At 47.2% G+C, this 18367-nt stretch carries 16 protein-coding genes; 2 read left to right on the plus strand and 14 right to left on the minus strand.

Annotation, left to right across the window (positions count from 1 at the left end):
* Positions 1–468: 468 nt before the first annotated feature.
* From LBPC_RS10745 to thrC, 8 genes are all read right to left on the minus strand, one after another.
* Positions 469–1371, minus strand: coding sequence for a glycine betaine ABC transporter substrate-binding protein (locus LBPC_RS10745; protein WP_003566843.1), 903 nt, complete (start codon positions 1369–1371; stop codon positions 469–471).
* Between the two features lie 11 nt (positions 1372–1382).
* A complete protein-coding gene (locus LBPC_RS10750) occupies positions 1383–2234 on the minus strand; it encodes an ABC transporter permease (RefSeq protein ID WP_003566845.1) in 852 nt (283 codons plus the stop codon).
* A complete protein-coding gene (locus LBPC_RS10755) occupies positions 2227–3450 on the minus strand; it encodes a quaternary amine ABC transporter ATP-binding protein (RefSeq protein ID WP_003571116.1) in 1224 nt (407 codons plus the stop codon). The genes LBPC_RS10750 and LBPC_RS10755 overlap by 8 nt, the downstream gene beginning before the upstream one ends.
* 268 nt (positions 3451–3718) lie before the next feature.
* Entirely contained in the window at positions 3719–4450 is a 732-nt protein-coding gene (gene sfsA / locus LBPC_RS10760) for a DNA/RNA nuclease SfsA (RefSeq protein ID WP_003661974.1), read from the minus strand.
* Positions 4451–4556: 106 nt separating this feature from the next.
* Entirely contained in the window at positions 4557–5018 is a 462-nt protein-coding gene (locus tag LBPC_RS10765; RefSeq protein ID WP_003566853.1) for a universal stress protein, read from the minus strand.
* A 48-nt stretch (positions 5019–5066) separates the two neighbouring features.
* Positions 5067–6326, minus strand: a complete 1260-nt coding sequence (locus tag LBPC_RS10770) for a carboxylate--amine ligase (RefSeq protein WP_003580413.1) — start codon at positions 6324–6326, stop codon at positions 5067–5069.
* A gap of 284 nt (positions 6327–6610) precedes the next feature.
* Positions 6611–7492 (minus strand): homoserine kinase, encoded by an 882-nt coding sequence (gene thrB, locus LBPC_RS10775; protein ID WP_003603058.1) that lies wholly within the window; start codon positions 7490–7492, stop codon positions 6611–6613.
* Positions 7458–8972: a threonine synthase gene (thrC, locus tag LBPC_RS10780; protein ID WP_003661969.1), complete on the minus strand. Its 1515-nt coding sequence runs from the start codon at positions 8970–8972 to the stop codon at positions 7458–7460. Before thrC ends, thrB begins: the two co-directional genes overlap by 35 nt.
* A 108-nt stretch (positions 8973–9080) precedes the next feature.
* Between thrC and LBPC_RS10785 the strand changes: the two genes are divergently transcribed.
* Positions 9081–10280, plus strand: coding sequence for a homoserine dehydrogenase (locus LBPC_RS10785; RefSeq protein WP_003661967.1), 1200 nt, complete (start codon positions 9081–9083; stop codon positions 10278–10280).
* On the plus strand, positions 10277–11623 hold the full coding sequence (locus tag LBPC_RS10790; protein ID WP_003661966.1) for an aspartate kinase: 1347 nt from the start codon (positions 10277–10279) through the stop codon (positions 11621–11623). Before LBPC_RS10785 ends, LBPC_RS10790 begins: the two co-directional genes overlap by 4 nt.
* 119 nt (positions 11624–11742) lie before the next feature.
* On the opposite strand, the gene LBPC_RS10795 is transcribed toward LBPC_RS10790, so the two are convergent.
* The 6 genes from LBPC_RS10795 to LBPC_RS10825 form a co-directional block, all read right to left on the minus strand.
* Entirely contained in the window at positions 11743–13260 is a 1518-nt protein-coding gene (locus tag LBPC_RS10795; protein WP_003661964.1) for a flotillin family protein, read from the minus strand.
* Positions 13261–13299: 39 nt separating this feature from the next.
* A complete protein-coding gene (locus LBPC_RS10800) occupies positions 13300–13680 on the minus strand; it encodes a hypothetical protein (RefSeq protein WP_003591475.1) in 381 nt (126 codons plus the stop codon).
* Positions 13681–13967: 287 nt separating this feature from the next.
* The gene (locus tag LBPC_RS10805; protein ID WP_003661961.1) at positions 13968–15011 is read right to left on the minus strand and encodes a PTS sugar transporter subunit IIC; all 1044 of its coding nucleotides are present in this window, start codon (positions 15009–15011) and stop codon (positions 13968–13970) included.
* A gap of 16 nt (positions 15012–15027) precedes the next feature.
* The gene (locus LBPC_RS10810) at positions 15028–16020 is read right to left on the minus strand and encodes a D-2-hydroxyacid dehydrogenase (RefSeq protein WP_003566872.1); all 993 of its coding nucleotides are present in this window, start codon (positions 16018–16020) and stop codon (positions 15028–15030) included.
* Between the two features lie 43 nt (positions 16021–16063).
* Positions 16064–17227 (minus strand): aminotransferase class I/II-fold pyridoxal phosphate-dependent enzyme, encoded by a 1164-nt coding sequence (locus tag LBPC_RS10815; RefSeq protein ID WP_003661959.1) that lies wholly within the window; start codon positions 17225–17227, stop codon positions 16064–16066.
* Between the two features lie 780 nt (positions 17228–18007).
* The gene (locus LBPC_RS10825) at positions 18008–18328 is read right to left on the minus strand and encodes a hypothetical protein (protein ID WP_003661955.1); all 321 of its coding nucleotides are present in this window, start codon (positions 18326–18328) and stop codon (positions 18008–18010) included.
* Positions 18329–18367: the final 39 nt, after the last annotated feature.

The following is an 18367-nucleotide window of genomic DNA, read 5'->3' on the forward strand; positions in this document are numbered from 1 at the left end:
TCGCGGTTATACTAGATTTGTTTTAGGCATAAAGCAATTATTTTGTTCAGAGCACGAGGTGAGGTTGGGACATCATTCACAGCCAACAACAAGGCGACAATTTCCATACAAAGCTGAAATAGTTGGCCTTATTCTCATGGATCATTTTTATTGAGATTTAAAGATACCAGTGCCAAGGCGGAGCAATCGTAGGCCAGATGGGGCTCAGCCGTGCAAACAACACAGCGACCGGGCTTTGTCGCTGATGTTGTTAGGCGACTTCGAGACCGGTTTTTGGGCTCGAAGCGCCGCCACGCTCTAGCTCCGCGTCGCAAGCCACATCTGGCCGGAGATTGCGGAGTTTGACACGGCAAAGAATGTTAGCCCTAAGTTTCCGCTCGATTAGCCGTCATCATCTAAACCGCCCAATCGCACAACAAAAAAACGGCGAACCCCCCATATCAAGGAAAGCATTCGCCGTCATCAAACTTATTTCAAATCTTCAATACTATTAATATTCTTCATATACTTCGGCACTGCCAAGCCGACCTTTGCACCATCTAAGTTCACGCCAAGATCAACAACTTGATTCTTATAATCAGAATAAAGTTTTGCTGACGTATTCGGTAACCAAGCAGAAACCTGAGCATCGGCAGCTTTAGTTGCAACTGAAGCCCAAACTGGTTGTGGTTCCATTGCCCGAATCGTCACGTTATACCCTATTTGCCGCAAAACAGTTGCAACAACATTGGTGGATGCGATTTCCGAATCCCACGCAATATAGGTCATCGTCAGTTTAGGCTTGCCGCTAACATGCGTCACACCCTTGGTCCACTGTGCGATTTGTTCTGGGTGCTTCTTAACGAAAGCTTTGGCTGCCTCGGCAGGATCTTTGCCGCCGTTGACCGCCAGCATCACACTGGACATTTCTTCAGGCGTCCAGTGGAACTGATCTAATACCTGATAAGCTTGCGGTGCATCCTGCTTAAGGCCCTTCCGCACGATTGTATGAATCTGTTCGGTTTTGCCGTAAACATTTTTAGGATCCTTGAGAAACTTTAGTGGAAACTTGGTGAACATCCAGTGCGGCGTCCAGCCAGTGACCACAATCGGACGTTTGTCGGCAATCGCCTTTTGCAACGTACTGGTCATAGCGGCGGTGGAACTTGGTTGCAACTGCCACTTTTTATCCACAAGACCATAAGCTTTCAGCGCTTTGTCTGTACTGGTCATGACCCCAGCGCCAGCATCAATCCCAGTAATGGTGTAATTGATTTGCGGTCCCAGCGGCTCTTTAGCGTCATACTTAGGCTGTGTGCTGCTGCAGGCGGCAAGTGCACCGACTGTGATCAACACCGCTAGCGCCGCGGCAATCTTTTTCAAAAAAGTCAAACGGCCACCTCCTAACGACTACGATTGAGACTTTGCGTGATCCGGTCAAGAATGATGGCCAAAATCACGATGGCAAGCCCGGCGACAAAACCGCCGCCAGCATCATTACGGCCGACTGCAAAGTAAACCTTCGTACCTAAGCCCATCGCACCAATCATCGAAGCAATAACAACCATTGACAGGGCCAACATCATACTTTGGTTGATCCCGGCCATAATGGTTCCGCGGGCAAACGGCAACTGCACCTTCAACAATTGTTGCCAACCAGTTGCCCCAAATGCGACCGCTGCTTCATTTAAATCCGCTGGTACTTGCGTAATGCCAAGCTGCGTCATACGAACTGTCGGTGGCATCGCGAAGATAACCGAGGCTACAACCCCGGGTACCATCCCGATACCAAAGAAAGCAACGGCTGGAATCAGGTAAACAAAGGCCGGCATCGTCTGCATGAAGTCCATCAATGGTTTCACCACTGCGGAAACTGACTTGCTTTCGGCCGCCCAAATTCCCAGCGGTACCCCGATGACAATCGCTAACAAACTTGCGGTCAACACTAAGGTTAACGTTTGGGTCATGTCACGCCAGAAACCAAGGTTCCAAATCAACAGTAAACCAAGCAATTCAAAAATCAGTAAGCTGCGATATTTCTGGTCGCGTTTTAGATACCAAGTTAACGCGAGTACCAGGATGATGAATAACCAGATGGGAATAAAATCAAAGACAGCTTGGAAAGCATTCACAATGCCGCCGATGAAGTTCGTTAAAACCCCGAAGAAGCCGGAAAACTGGGTTAACCACGCAACAAATGAATCGACCCAGTGGGCCAATGGTAATGTGGGAATGCTGATTAAAATGTTAGACATTGACATTGACCTCCTGTCCAGATAATGCACCTAAGACGGCACCGCGAATGATGATCCCGCGTAAGCGATCATGATCGTCTACCACTGCAAATGGTACCGGTGTGGTGGAAACAGCGTCTAGTAAGTCTGCCAACGGCGTATCCATTTTAGTCGTTGGCACATCGGACTTAACAATTGAGCGCAGATCCTTTTGACCAGCATCAATAGCTGACCGCACGTCGTCAGCATCCAAAATGCCGACGAGTTTACGTTTAGTATCCACAACATACAAACTTGAAATTTCATTGTCCCGCATCCGCCGGGCAGCCAAACGAGGACCATCTCTATCAATATTGACTGTGTTGGCCCGAATCATCACATTGGCAGCCGTATAAACCTGGCTGCGATCAACACCTTCAATGAATTTCTCAACATAATCGTCAGCAGGCTGGCTCAAAATTTCTTCAGGCGTGCCAATCTGAACGATTTCGCCATCTTTCATAATCATAATGTGATCGCCAATTCGGAGCGCTTCGTTGAGGTCATGCGAAATGAAGACAATGGTTTTTTGCATATCTTCTTGCAAGTCCAATAATTCATCTTGCATATCGCGACGATTCAGCGGATCAAGTGCTGAAAAAGCTTCGTCCATCAGCAGAATTTCGGCATCGCTAGCCAGCGCGCGGGCTAAACCAACACGTTGCTGCATCCCACCAGACAACTGATCTGGATATTGATCGGCAAAACCATTTAAGCCAACCAAATCGAGTGCTTTGTTGGCTTTCATCTCGCGTTCATCTTTCTCCATCCCTTGAATCTCAAGTCCAAAGGCAGCATTTTGCAGAACGGTCCGATTCGGCAGTAAGGCAAAGCCTTGGAAAACCATGCTGAGCTTTTGCCGTCTAACTTCACGCAATGCTTGCTTATCAAGTTTGGCAATGTCATCACCGTCAATCAGTACTTGCCCGTCTGTCGGTTCAATCAACCGGTTCAGCATCCGTAAGGTCGTTGATTTACCAGAACCGGAAAGTCCCATAATCACAAAAATCTCACCGGTTTTAATCGAAAAATCAGCACGATCAACACCAACCGTTGCGCCGGTTGCTTTTAAAATTTCAGGCTTGGTCTTGCCGGCCTTCAACATTTCTTTCGCGCGATTCACGCGCTTACCGAAAATCTTGGTTAGCCCGCGAACCTCAATTTTTGTCTCGGCATTACTTTCAACTTTGTGTTGCATCTACTCACTCCTTGTTTTGAAAAACGTTTGTCATCGAATTGAAACAATGCTATCCATTCTAGAGATAGTTTGTGTGTGATTCAAATCACGGAATCTCATTTTCATTTTCGCCGCCATTAAGCGCCACATGACGTTCTGTAATTAATGCGCACAAAAAAAGCCCGTATCCGCATGAGGTTATGGGCTAGGGACAATCAGCGATTCGAATTTTGAGAGCTTCTCTGAAAGTCAAGGATAGATGAAATTTAGATGGGATCTTTTTCATTATTCACAAGCTGTTAAGATTAATCTCTGAAAAAGGCAAGTGTTCGTCGAATGGTATTTCGTTGCCTAATGTGATTTGATCTGGGCCAGTCATGGTGTCATAAGCCAGCACGCGAACGCCATTTTGTTTAGCAGTCGTGATGGCAGTCACTAGTTCAGGAAAACGGTCCCGATAAATGGTCATTTGGCGAATATCCGGTAATTGCACGATGAACAATAAAAATGCCTGATACCCTTCTGCCTGCGCCATCGTCAGCGTATGGACATGCTTGACGGCGCGAGTTGTTGGCGCATCTGGGAAAGCTGCTAGGGTGCAATTAGCCAACGTGACCCCCTTCGTTTCAACAAACCACGACTGGCCATCAGCGGCTTTTCCAGCAAAGTCCAGTCGCGAATCGCGCCAAGTCGATTCTGGATGAACGGCGTATGGCAAGGCGAGTCCCGGCAATTTTAAGGTGCCAGCTTCTAAACATTCCTTGGCAACATGATTGGGTGCCAGACTGTCGATGTTGATCCAGCGACCTTGCCGTTGAACAGCCAGCAAGTCATAGTGCGTTTTGCGATTTGGGTTATCAACATAGCGGACACTGGCTAATGATCCCGGAATCAAAATTTCTTTATTGCGTCCGGTATTATTCATGTGGACAGGTTCGACGGTGCCATTCAGGTCAATTTCAACGGTAAAGCGACTCACCCGTTTGATGAGCTGCCCGACGCTGACATTTTGGTAGTACATGCGTTACTTCCTCCCCTTGTTGGGTGTTGGCCGCCATGAAAATAGCAGTCGCAACGATCCATGAAGAATCGGTACGACTGCTCATTTTTGCTGCACTTGACCGAAATCAGCGAACGATAATCACCGAGACCGATGCATCGCGAGCAACTTCGCTCGCAACATGACCAAGACGTAACCGACCGCGGCGAACATGGGAACCCATGATCACCAAATCCGGTTTGAAGGCTGGGATCACTTCGTCAAGAATGGCAGCTGCTGGCCGCCCTTCTGCAACGATCGGTTGTGCGTTTTGAACGCCAAATGCCGTTGCTTTTTCGACGTAGGTGTTCAGATCCTTAGCCAGTGTTTCCCGGGCCGCATCAACATCATCAGGTGTCAATGATTGGAAAATATTGAGGTCGCCGGTTTCAAGTACCGACACGATCCCCAACGGAATGTCATAAATCTTGGCAACCGTGCAGGCGTAGTTCAATGCCTTGCGCGAGGAGTCGTCATCATCATCATCAACCGCCAATAACAACCGGTTATAATGCATGGATTCAATCGTCAAATCATCTTCAGTAACCAAAAGAAATGCCCCCTTGCAAGTTTAGGTATCCCTAACAATGTCATTTTATCACATGTCGCCCTTATTTTCCGCAAAATACTGCTTAAACCGACCAACATAATTATGGAACATATATTTCATCAATAACCAGCGCTTGAATGTCATGTCCGGTTTATAAAAGACCGTCGTACCATAGCGTTTCTCTTTAAGTAACTGCAAGGCTTCCTTTTTAGCTTCGTTATCTGCAGAATACTGCTTGAAAACACGCTCTGGAACCCCTAGCCACAATTTATACTTGCTGTGGTCATCATTACCATAAACCGTTGGCGCGTCCTTCAAATCTCCCACGATGTAATCGCGAACAGGCCAGCTGGCAAGATTATACCCATTTAAAGTGACGAAAAAGCTACTCCGGCCTTGACGAATATTAATTTCAAACAGCTTGAACGTCTTGTCACGATGATCATACTTCATATCAAAGTTAGCAAAACCGGTGAACTTAATTGCTTCGAGGAATGTTTTGATCTGATCGTACAAATCCTGATCGAAAGCTGGCATGATCGCGACATAGTTACCGATTGAAGAAGGCGTAGGATCCTCAAGTAGCGGATGACCTAAGCACATCATTTTAACGTGATGATATTGATCAACATAACAGTTCAAAGTCCGCATGTTACTGTCATCACCTGGTACAAAGTCCTGCAAGATGAGATCAGACGTATAGCCGTTATCATAGATTTTGGCAATCGTATTCGTCAGTTCAACTTGCGAGTGAATCGTAAACGCCTTTTTGCGGCCTTCAAAGCGAATGTTCAACCATTCAACGGAATCAGTCGGCTTGAGTGCTACTGGAAATTCAAACGGTGCCGTGATGGTTGCGTTGCTTTCATACATCGACTTGGTGACGATTTTGGTTGCCGGATATGGCAAATGATACTCTTCGCAAACTTGATAGAAGCTCTCCTTACTATTCAGACGCTTCAACAATTCATAATCAACATATGGGCAGATGAACCACTGGCTCAACTCATCCTTATGTTTGGAAACAAGTTGGGCATAGGTGTCCCCGCAAGCGATTAACAACAGTTTGCCTGGAGCATCTGCATGTACCTTGGCTACCTGCCGCATATTTTCAATAAAAGTCGGATCGGAATCAAAATGCTCGATCAGATGGACATTCACGATCCGCGAAAAACGCGTTGGAGCAAGTTGTTCGCGCGCATAAACATCAATCGCCCCACCGATCATCTCGTGGAACGAACGCGCCATACCATACACATTCATGTCACTGCCAAGCAGGATGGGGGTAAAACTGGGTGCATCTTTCATCTGAATGATAATCTCCTCGTTCAATAAGACGCGAATTCGGTCAACTGTGCGTCTTGAAATTTTCATTTTAAAACCTTGTCTGCCGATTCAATTATTGACAGCAGGCATCGTTAGACTCGTTTTGTAAGACGCGAAGTTGATTTTATCAATCAGCTTCCGTCCGTTGCCCCCGAATTATACCATAATGCCCCACCGCGTTCACTTGCGTCCGGATACCATAACACTTTTTCAATAATCATGAATCAAAAAATACTAGGTCATGGCTACCTAGTATTTTCTGAAACTCACTCAAACTGTTCAACTTGTACGCCTTGTTGACTTGGCGCCACCACCTGTACTTGCCACTTTTTCCAACTTTCTTGAGCTTGCGCCTGTACCTGCGCGGCAGCCGCAAATGAGTCTGTGATCGCCAGCATGGTCGAACCAGAACCAGAAATCAAAAGAACACCGCCGGCCGTCTGCACCACTTGATGAGCCGCTGAATAGTCTGGTATTAATTCCGCGCGGTAAGGCTCCTGCATCCGATCAGTCGCAACTTGGCGTAATAACGACATGTCGCCATCAGCCAGTGCCCGGGTCATCAAGGTACAACGGCCCATTTGATAGGTAGCATCTGCATAAGTCATGGTTCGCGGTAAAATTCGGCGGGCATCAGCGGTACTGACAGCATAGTCAGGGATCAAGGTCACAAAATGCAACTTTGAGCTGACGGTATACTGCCGAACGACTGGTTCATTTTGCGCCATTATCGTGGCACATAGCTGCCCGTAAATCGCTGGTGCCGCATTATCTGGATGGCCTTCCATTTCAGTAGCAAATCGCAACAGCGCCGTATCATCCCAACCGGCTTGATACCACGCATTAGCAGCGGCGATACCACCAACCACACATATTGCTGAACTGCCCAAACCGCGGGCACTCGGCACCGCTGAATCAACCACAATCCGCAGATTAGGAACAGGCTGATCAATCGCCTCGGCAAATTTGCTAAACGCCTGATAAATCAAGTTCTCACTATTGGCGAAAGCTGGGTCATCGCCAATGATCTCAAGCTTTTGGGTGCTCATTTCAAACGTAAAATGAGCTTTGAGATCTAAGGCAAGTCCCAACACATCAAAGCCAACCGCTAAGTTAGCGCTCGTTGCCGGAACGGACACGCTGATCATCGTTGAATACCTCCTTCGCCGCCCCAATAATAGCTTGGCCCATATCGGTTGGTGCCACAACAACCTTTTCCTGCGGTCTTAGCTGTTGAAGGCGAGCAAGATTCGGCGGAATCGGCACACCGCTAACCTGTTGCAACATTTGCATTGCAGCAAAGTCATCATCCGGTACGTGCGATTGTAGTGCTTTGGCCACCACGCGTGGAAATTTATAAGGGCTTGCGGTGGCTAAAAGCACATTCGGGGTGTTATCCCCAGACGCTGCCCGGTACTGCTGTTGAACCGCATAACCAACAGCAGTGTGCGGATCCAGCAAATACCCATCCCGATGCCAAACCTCGCGAATGCCATCTGCCACCTCTTCATCAACAGCAAAACCGCCAGCAAAGTCCGCTTGAATCGCGGTCAACACATCCGGCCGAACTTGATAGCGACCAGTCGTCTCAAGTTCCTGCATTAAATGCGCAACATACGCGCTATCTTCGCCACTCTTATAATACAACAGGCGTTCCAGATTACTGGAAATTTGAATATCCATGCTAGGTGCCACTGTTTTCAAAAACGGTCGGTTGCGATCATACACACCGGTTGCCAGAAAATCAGCCAATTCGCTGTTGGCATTGGCGGCCGCGATTAGTTTATGAACAGGCAAGCCTAGACTCTTAGCATAGTAGCCCGCCAACACATCGCCAAAATTCCCGGTTGGAACAGTGAAATTAACCTCATCTCCCATTGAAATGGCCTGTGTTTTAACCAGTTGGCTGTACGCTGCAAAATAATACACAACTTGCGGAATCAGTCGGCCAATGTTGATGGAATTGGCTGCTGACAGGGTTACTTGCTCTGCTTGCAACCGAGCAGCAAAGCTAGTGTCAGTGAACAGGGTTTTCACTGCGCTTTGGGCCTGATCAAAATTGCCAGCGATTGGGAAAACTCGCGTATTGTCACTGCCCACGGTCAACATTTGGCGCTCCTGAATTGGACTGACACCATGATTAGGATAGAAAACCGTGATCCCAGTCTGCGCGACATCTTTAAACCCTTGCAGAGCCGCCGTTCCCGTATCACCGCTGGTTGCCGCTAAAATCATGACCCGATCATCAGGATCAAGTGCCAACTGCATCAAGCGCGGAAGCAACTGCAAGCCGACATCCTTAAAGGCACTGGTTGGTCCATGAAATAACTCTAAGACATGAAAATCCCCGACAGAACGAACTGGCGTGATGCGATCATCGGAAAAATGCTGATGATAGGCAAAATGAATCGCTTTTTTTAGTGGGTCGGTGTTAAAATCAGGCAACAGGATCATGAGAACTCGCTGAGCAATCGTTTCATAATCTAAATCTAACAGTTCATGAATGTTCAGCGCCTGATCGGCCAAATGCGGCAGGACAAACAAACCGCCTTCTTCAGAAATACCTTGTTTGATTGCCTCTTTGCTGGTTTTGCTAACCTGATGATCCCGTGTGCTCGTATATCGCATTTGAAGAACTCCTATCTCATTCGGCTTGAATTAACGATATGGATATGATAATCTGTTCGCATTAGAAAAACAAGTGTCTATATTTTATAAACAAGGAGCTGAGAATTTATGAAAATTGCCATCTTAGGTTTTGGGACTGTCGGCAGCGGCGTTTACGATATTATTGCAAATGGTGATACCCGAATGCGCGTCACCGCTATTTTCATTCGGCCAACGCACCCTGCGACCATGCCTGAGATGACAACAGACCTTGACGCCATTTTAAACGATCCTACTATTGATGTGATCGTTGAAACAATGGGCGGTCTTCATCCAGCACATGATTATATTTTACAGGCTTTGCAGCACGGTAAGCACGTGGTTACCGCTAATAAAGGCGTTGTCGCTAAATATTTGCCGGAGTTTACCGCTGTTGCTGCCCAGCATCACGTGCAATTTTACTTCGAAGCCACTACTGGCGGCGGCATCCCGTGGATTCGCAACCTTGAACGCGCCGCACGCATTGATCAGATCGATACCATCGAAGGCATTTTCAATGGCACTAGCAATTATATTCTCGATCAGATGCAACGCGCCCACCTCGATTTTGACCCCGTTCTCCTAGCCGCTAAAGATATGGGCTATGCCGAAGCCGATCCCAGTGCTGATATTGATGGCGAGGATGTGGTCAACAAGCTGAAAATTTCGGCAGCACTTGCCTACAACATGGCCCCGCCACGTGATGTCCCAACTTTTGGTATTCGCAACGTTAGCAAAGCCGACATTGACTTTTTTGCAAGTCAACATCAGGTTTTACGGTTGATTGGTAAAAGTAAACGTGACGGTGACCACTATAGTATGGTCGTGGAACCGCGCTTGTATTCAGAAACCGCCTTGGCGGCCAATACATTTGAAAACTTCAATCTAATTCGCCTGCATGGACAAACGATTGGCGACCTGCATTTTTATGGCCAAGGCGCCGGAAAATACCCGACAGCCAACGCTATCGTGCAAGATCTGTACGATATCCTTGAAAATGCCCCGCATCTGGACCGTAGCTTCGATCAGCCGCTACATTTTGACGCCAACCTGAATGTCACCGATTACGTTTTGCGCGCCGATCCCATGACCTTCGCGATGTTCAATGATCGCGAAACCGAGATCGTCAATGACCGGCTGGTGATCAAGCAAATACCAACTGGCGACATGCACAAACTCATGCGCGGCGTTTTGGCCATTGATGCCGATGCTTTTATGGCAGCAATCGGAGACAGTGAGTTGGCTGCTAAAGACGTCCTTCACCAGCAAGATCAGGAGGTGATCGGATGAAGGTCGTTAAATTTGGCGGTAGTTCCGTGGCCGATGCCGGTCAATTCCAGAAAGTTAAAGCCATAATCGATCAGGATGTGAATCGGCAAATCGTCGTGATTAGCGCAGCTGGAAAATATGGTAATGCTACCCGAAAATTAACTGATACGCTCTATTTAATTGCTGACGGCATGGAAGCCGGTCGAGATGTCGAACCGCTGTTTAATCAGGTCTTGGCTCGGCTAGAGGCCATCAACATTGCGCTGCAGCTCAATGTGCCGCTCATCAAACTGTTGCATACAATTCGCCATCATCTGGCCATTCGCTATTCTCGAGACTATCTGGTCTCTCGCGGTGAGTTCTTGACAGCCCACTTAATGGCAGCCTACTTAGGCTATACTTTTGTGGACGCCGCCAATCTTTTGTTTTTCAATAAAGCAGGCGCCATTGATGAAGCCAAAACTCAGACTGCTTATCAACAACTAGCCAGCCATCATGGTATCGTCGTTCCCGGTTTTTATGGTCGCGACGCAGATGGACATGTCAAGCTGATGCCGCGCGGCGGTTCTGACATTTCTGGTGCATGGCTAGCACGCTTGGCCCACGCTGATCTCTATGAAAATTGGACCGATGTTTCAGGCATTAAAATGGCCGATCCGCGTATCATTAAAGATGCCGACAGTATTGATGTGATGAGTTACGACGAATTACGCGAACTCACCTACATGGGATTTAGTGTTTTCCAAGAAGAAGCGGTGCAACCGGTCCGTGAATGTGGCATCCCGACGCGTATTTTGAACACCAATGCGCCAGAAGACCCAGGCACGCTGATCATTCATGATGATGACCCCGCCAATGATCTCAAAACAATCACTGGTATTGCTGGCCGTAAACATTATTTGGTCATCACGGTCCGCAAGTACCAGTTGGCCTTGCACTTAGAAGTCATCCAACATGCGCTCGGGGTAGTTGCAGCGCACCATCTCGTTGTCGATTATCTGCCCACGGGCATTGACAGTTTCAGTCTGCTCATTCGTGAACCGCGTCGTCAAGCCTCGGTACAGGAGCTGACCGCTGAAATCGCCGCCGCCTGTCAGCCAGACAAAATGGAAGTCACCGAAAATGTTGCGTTAATCGCCATGGTTTCTCGTAAACTTCGACAACGACCAGCCATTGCCGGAAAAGTCCTCGCCTATCTGGATGATAACCTGCTCAACGTACAACTCGTTAGTCAGACCAATGACGATATCAATTTGCTAATCGGTGTACATGATCTTGATTACGACAAAGCTGTTCGGGTCATTTATAGCAGTATTCATCAAAACTTTCAGCGTCCGGCGCCTTATATTGAGGGGATTGCCTAGCACGTTACAAGCCTTGAATCGCATTTAATAAAAAAGCATCCTTTCCGCAAAAATTTAACGGAAAGGATGCTTTTTTGTTAATCCAACCTTTTGTCACTAGCAAGTTAACAACTTATAGGTTACTTATTCTTTTCTGCCATCCGCGATGGTGTCGGTTTTGGATCATCATCAGTGGTTTCCTTTTTAGGAGCCATTGTTGCTTCTGCTGGCGGCTTCGTTGCAGCTGCATGTTGATCCTTGATGGCATCGACAACGGGTTGATTCCCAGCTTGATGCATCAAGGCGCCGTTCAGCATCCCGCGAATATCAATTCCGGCAACTTCTTGCAACATGTCCAATTGTTTGACCAGACTGCCGCTGGTTTGACCGGTCAGATCACCGTCACCATACAATTTGATCGAATCGACATTGGCATATGGACTCATCGCGGCTTCGATAATCTTTGGCATTGCCTCAATGGTCATCTTAAACCGACCGGATTCGTCTAACTGACGGGCTGCTTCTGCTTGCTTGGCAATGGCTTCCGCTTGCGCCAGCCCAATTGCCCGCGTTTTGCCAGCTTCTGCTTCCCCGATGGCCTTAGTGGCATTAGCGTTGGCTTCGGCGGCTAATTCTACCTGCTTGGCTGATGCCTCAGCTGCCGCAATCTGCGTAGCTTTTTGCGCTTCAGCTGCGCGCTGCGCCTTATACAGATCGGCGTCGGCTTGTTTACGCACGCTGGCATTCAATTCTTGCTCTTGTAATTCAGCGTCTTTTTGGGCAAGTTCAATATCTTTTTCTTTTTGAACTTGCTTGGCCTTCATTTGCTCAACAATAGCAGCCTGATCTGCCTGCGCTTGGGCGATTTCTTGCTGTTTCTTGAAATCAGCCATTTTGACTTGCTGTTCGCGTTCGGCATCAGCCACCTGTGTCTGCCGCTCAATTTCTTGTTGCTTAGCTTCTTGATCCGCTTGCGCTTGCTGAATCCGGGTGTCACGACTGGCCGCCGCTTCAGCCACTGCTGCATTTTTCTTAACTTCAGCGATTTGCTTTTTACCCAGCGAATCCAGATAACCGTTTTTATCGGCAATATCCTTGATCGTGAATGAAATGATCTGCAAGCCCATTTTTGCCAAGTCTGAACTAGCTACATCCTGAACCTTCTCCGCAAAGGCATCACGATTCTGGTACGTGTCTTCCACGGTTAAGGTACCTAAAATAGCGCGCAGATGGCCTTCAAGGATTTCGGTTGCTTCCGAATTGATTTGTTCGTCATTCTTGCCCAGAAATTGTTCTGCCGCCGTCGCGACCTCTTCTTGACTGGAACCAATTTTTAAGATAACAGTTCCGTTGACGATAATTGGCACCCCTTGTTGTGTGTACACTTCTGGGGTTGCGACTTCAATCGTGCGTGTATTCAGACTCAAAACATCCCAGCGCTGCAAGATTGGCAGAATGAACGAACCGCCATTCGTAATCAGCTTAACTCGATTGCCGTTAACATCTCTAAAACTGTGCTTGCCCGAAATCATGGCTCCAGAGATAATTAACACTTCGTTGGGCAGTGCGGTTTTGCGATGGGTCGCCAAGAAAATAAAAATCAAAATCAAGACGATGGCCGCAATGATCCACGGCATATAATCAGTTAGAATTTCCATAAGTCCCCTCCTCTAAATGCGATGGCTAACCGCGCCAGTTCACGCTCTCCTAAATGCATCAACATATGCGATGCCTTGCTTGAGTTCAATGATGACGACCTTGGTGCCTTGAGCCAGTGTTTGATGCGTGCCGGACCACAATTTGGCGGGATAGGTTTGCCGCGCCAAACCACCGCCAGTCACCATCACTTCACCAGTGTGACCATCAGAAACAGCTAATGTAACAGTCCCCAACAAATAATCGCGATCACTGACGGATGTCGTGTTCTCAACGGGTGCCAGTAATCGTTGCAAGAACGCGATCAGCGGCAGTAAGACTAAAGAAAAAAGCATCCACAATAAGCCAATCGCCAAAAGCATGGCACCAATGATCACAAGAATTTGTAACCAAAAAACTTGTTGGGTCAGCCATGCCACCATCGTCATCACCTCACTTTTTAAGTGCATTAAATCCCTTTCATTTTATCATGCAAGCCGTCCATAACCTATACCATTATCGACAAAACGTGCGTTTTTTATTTTAGCTTAGCGAATTCTTCATCCCGAACCAATTTAGTTATCAAAAAATAAATTTTCGCAAAAAATGTGCTTTTAGACGTTACAAATTTTACTGATAGCATTGAGCGTTAAACCTACAGAACTTCTTTTGTTGATCCAAGATTATGTCCATTCACAACCAGGCTTTAGGCGGGATTGATAGAAACCTATCAGTTGTAATTCAAAGCATAGTCTTCAGGGTCTTGATAATGCAGCGTCTTGGTGAACAAGACATGACTCGCATAGGCCAACGCAATCGGCAAGATAAAGAATAACAAGGTCAATTCAAGGACATTGCCAACTGTGACACTGCCCATAGCATCAAGCGCTGCCAAGGGACCGACTAAGCCAGAAAAACCAAAACCGCCACTGGCCGGGGTGCCTTGAATGTTCAACGCCGCCCCAAAACCGCCTAGAATGCCAGCATTAATCGCCATCGGCAAAAAGAGCTTTGGCCGAGAAAGAATGTTAGCCATCTGCATTTTTGGCGAACCGAGGAAGTGAGCCAGCGACGTGCCAAAAGAGTTTGCCTTCCAGCCATAGGTCGCCAAGGCAAAACCTGCCCCCACAATCCCGAGGTTAGCAGAACCCGCACCGATACCGGTCAACGAGATTGCCGTGGCAATACCGACCGTACTGATCGGGCTCACAATCAACACGGCGAAAATGATCCCCATGAGCACACCCATCACGATTGGCTGCAAGGCCGTCACATCATGGACAACGACACCAATATACTTCGTGATGCTTGAAACCGGCCCAAGCGTTAACATGCCAATCCCGCCGGCAATGACCAGCACCAGTGATGGAATGAGCAAAATCGTATAAGCTTTCAAGGCGTCACCAAGCAGCACTATCAACAAATAACCAATGGCTAAGGTGATCGCAAGGTTAATGACATCGCCAGTACCAGCAACCGTCAATCCTGTTTTAGTCAGATGGTAGTTGCCCGCCCCGACGATCGCAGCCAAAGCTAACGAACTGGTTTGAATCGGCGTAAATTTGGCCAACATGCCGACACAGACAGCCGACAGTGCCGGCAACAAAGTCATTGCAGCCCCTGTCATGTAGGTAACCATCGCCAATTGCGGAAACCTTGGCAGCAACAGTTTGACAATTGCGTTCAAAATAGCGCCGGGTACCAAGGCGACAATAATTCCCACGGATAATCCGTTCAAAATGTTCATAGTAATGGTTTTAGCATCTTGTTTCATTGACTTGTCCTCCAAGTTAGTTGACTTGATGCGCTGACTTGCCGCCTTCAAGAATGGTTTTAACATCGTCCAGTGAAATATCAATCATATTTTTGACCGCCGCATCCGTATAAAAACCGATATGTGGTGAAATTTCAACATTCGGCATAGCCTTCAAAGTTTCAAGTGCCTGATTATCAACGAGCGTTTGACTGCGGTCTTCTCCGAAAATACCGGCTTCGCCTTCAATCGTATCCAAGGCTGCTCCGGCAATCGTGTGATCATTAAGTGCTTTTATCAGCGCCTCCGTGTCGACAATCGGACCGCGTGCTGCATTGATCAGATAAGCGGTCGGTTTCATTTTACGTAACGCATCCGCATCAATGAGGTGGGTGGTCAAGCCGTCCAACGGTGTATGGACCGTCACGACATCAGATGTGGTGAGTAAGGTGTTTAGATCCACATAACTGACCGTATCCGCCAATTCAGGCCGCTTCACTGGATCACTGACGATCACAGTCGCTCCCAATGCCCGAAAAATACGGGCCACAGCACTGCCGATTTTACCAGCACCAATAATACCGACCGTCAAGTTATGAATTTCAGGTGCTTCAAGGCCGGCCCAACTATAATCATCCTTCGCTTCGCGGGCGCTTGCTTCCCCTAAATGCCGAATCAACCGCATGACTTGGGCTAAAACCAGTTCGGAAACCGATCGTGGCGAATAGGCCGGTACATTGGTCACAACTAATCCGTTTGCAGTGGCGGCATCAAGGTTCACAATATCGTAACCGGTAATGCGCAATGTCAACTGTTTGATGCCAAATGCCTTCAGTTTTTGGTAAACCATTTCGTCAGGAATCGCACCATGCTGTTGAATCACGACACCGTCATACCCCTTGGCTAAATCAACGGTGTCCGGTCCAAATTCAACCGTGTTGGTATCAACTTGAATATCATTAGCAGCGACCCAAGCATCAATCGCAGCCCGCTCATCAGGTCGGACGGTATACATTAGAATTTTTGTCATATTTGCCTCCAGATTGTTAGCCCAGCATTTTTCAATCGGCTCATTAATGCGTTGCCATATACTTGGCGATGCGCTCGGCCGCCAACTTGAGATCCGCCATTGAAGCTGCATAAGAAATCCGCACGTACCCTTCACCGCCGGGGCCAAAACTAGCGCCAGGAATTACCGCAACCTTCGCCTCGCGCGCCAAAGCGTAGACGAACTTCCAACTATCATGCATTCGCTCCGGCAGCTTAGCAAAAATGTAGAAAGCCCCATCTGGATTCGGCACAGTCAACCCTGCGGCAGTTAAGGCTTTGATCAAGAAGTCACGGCGTTTCATATAAGCTTCCTTCATTGGCTGCGTGTCATCCATGCCGTTTTTCAAGGCTTCTTCAGCGGCGCGCTGCGCATTGGTGGTGACACTCGTGATCGTGAATTCACTTACTTTGCCAATCTGCTGAATCACATCAGCTGGTCCTGCGGTGATTCCGACCCGCCAACCGGTCATGGCATGGGACTTTGAGACCCCATTCAATACAACCGCTTGATCAGGTAAAATTTCACCCATCGAAACATGTTTGCCTGTATACGTCAGCTCGGAGTATATTTCATCGCTCAATACGAAGATTTCATATTGCTTGATCACCGCTGCCAAGGCTTCCAAATCCGCGCGATCGTATGTCACACCTGTCGGATTCGTCGGATAGTTCAAAACAATGGCTTTTACCGTGTCTTTGTTTGCCTCAATTGCCTTCTGCAACTTCTCCGGTTTCAAAATGAAACCATCTTCTGACGTATCAATAAAAATCGGCTTGGCACCATTCAACAACACAATTGGAATATACAACGGAAAAATTGGCGTCGGGATAATGACGGTATCGCCTTTATTCAGCATTGCCGTCAAACTCGAATAGATGCCGCCTGTCGCGCCGGCAGTGATCAAAATTTGCCTTTCCGGGTCATATTTGGTGTTGTATTTCGTCGCCAGATAATGGGTGGCAGCAGCCCGCAATCCTGGAAGTCCTTTGCTTTGCGTGTAATGACTCTCATTGTTTTCAATCGATGCAATACCGGCCGCCTTCACATGTTCAGGTGTCGGAAAATCCGGCTCGCCAAGTGTCAGCTTGACAATACCTTCAATCCCGCTGATCGCAGCATTAAATTGCAAAATATCGCTGGGCTTGAGCTGCTTAACTTCCTGATTCATCCGATCAACTAATGCCATATTATTTTCCTCCAATATTTTTCCTTATAGTTCTATCATAACGTGTTTCATGGGGAAGACCTAGGCGTCCGAACTTTGCCGCCACGGTCAATTGTCCCCCTTCTCGAGACCATTTTGATTAGCGAGTCACTCGTTCTGCTGCTTGAAATCAAACAAAACCCCACAGTCACAAGCCGACTGTGGGGTAAGATAATGGGAATGATTCTCCTGATCTCAGCCACACAGTCAATTGCTTGATCTGTGTGACCGCTCACTCAAAGGTAACTGGTCTCACAGATCGTGTCTGAAAAACCAGAAATAAAAGGATTGTTCGCTTTGAGTCAGCTTGTTGATCATTATGAGAACCTCCTAAGAATTAGATTAGTTACAGGTTACTGGGTTGTGAAGCATTTGTCAAATGATTTATAAATCTGCTTACTTTAGAAACTGATGCTACAAGTTATTTGAATAAACTTTTCCCCGCTTTTTTGTTAAAAACAGCCACCAAATAACAGCTATGGCCAGAAGCTTATAAAGAGGTCAAAACTACCTAAAAAAATGTTTTTAATGAAGTTTCGGCGTTTCTGTTTTGGGGGGGATGTCCCGCCGTGTTTGTTTTCGATAATCAAGTACAGCAATGACAAGATTACTAGCGATTAAAATCCCTAGGAGTACAAAGAATACTAAATACTCAATCATAGTCACCCCCACAAAATCATAAAGTTTAAATAGCATGCGTTGCTGCGGCTTCTTTTACCAATCCAAGGTGTTAAGTGCTTAACGCGACGATGGGAGCTTCCTTTAAAAAGGAATGATTCTAGACAATGCTAGGCCGGGCTGGAACCTTCTTTCAATATCTAGTGCCTTACTTTCCATATCAAGAAGAACAGTCTGTTGCTCTAATGTGAGTTGATAGTGATGTTCACGCATCTCATCTCTAATAAAGTAGCCGATCGATCGCACTTGCAGACCAATGTTCATCCCTTGTGTTCGTTTACTTGCTAGTTTATCAATTGCCTGTTTTATTTTTAAGACAATCGTTTGGGCGGTGACATCTGTTTGTTTTCCGAAAAGATGTTGTAGTTCTAACATCTTAACCATGATTGCTTGCTTTTCATCCATTCAGAATCGCTCCTTCATTCGGGCAACGAGTTGTTAAAT

The organism is Lacticaseibacillus paracasei subsp. paracasei (genome assembly GCF_000829035.1).
Lineage (GTDB): Bacteria > Bacillota > Bacilli > Lactobacillales > Lactobacillaceae > Lacticaseibacillus > Lacticaseibacillus paracasei.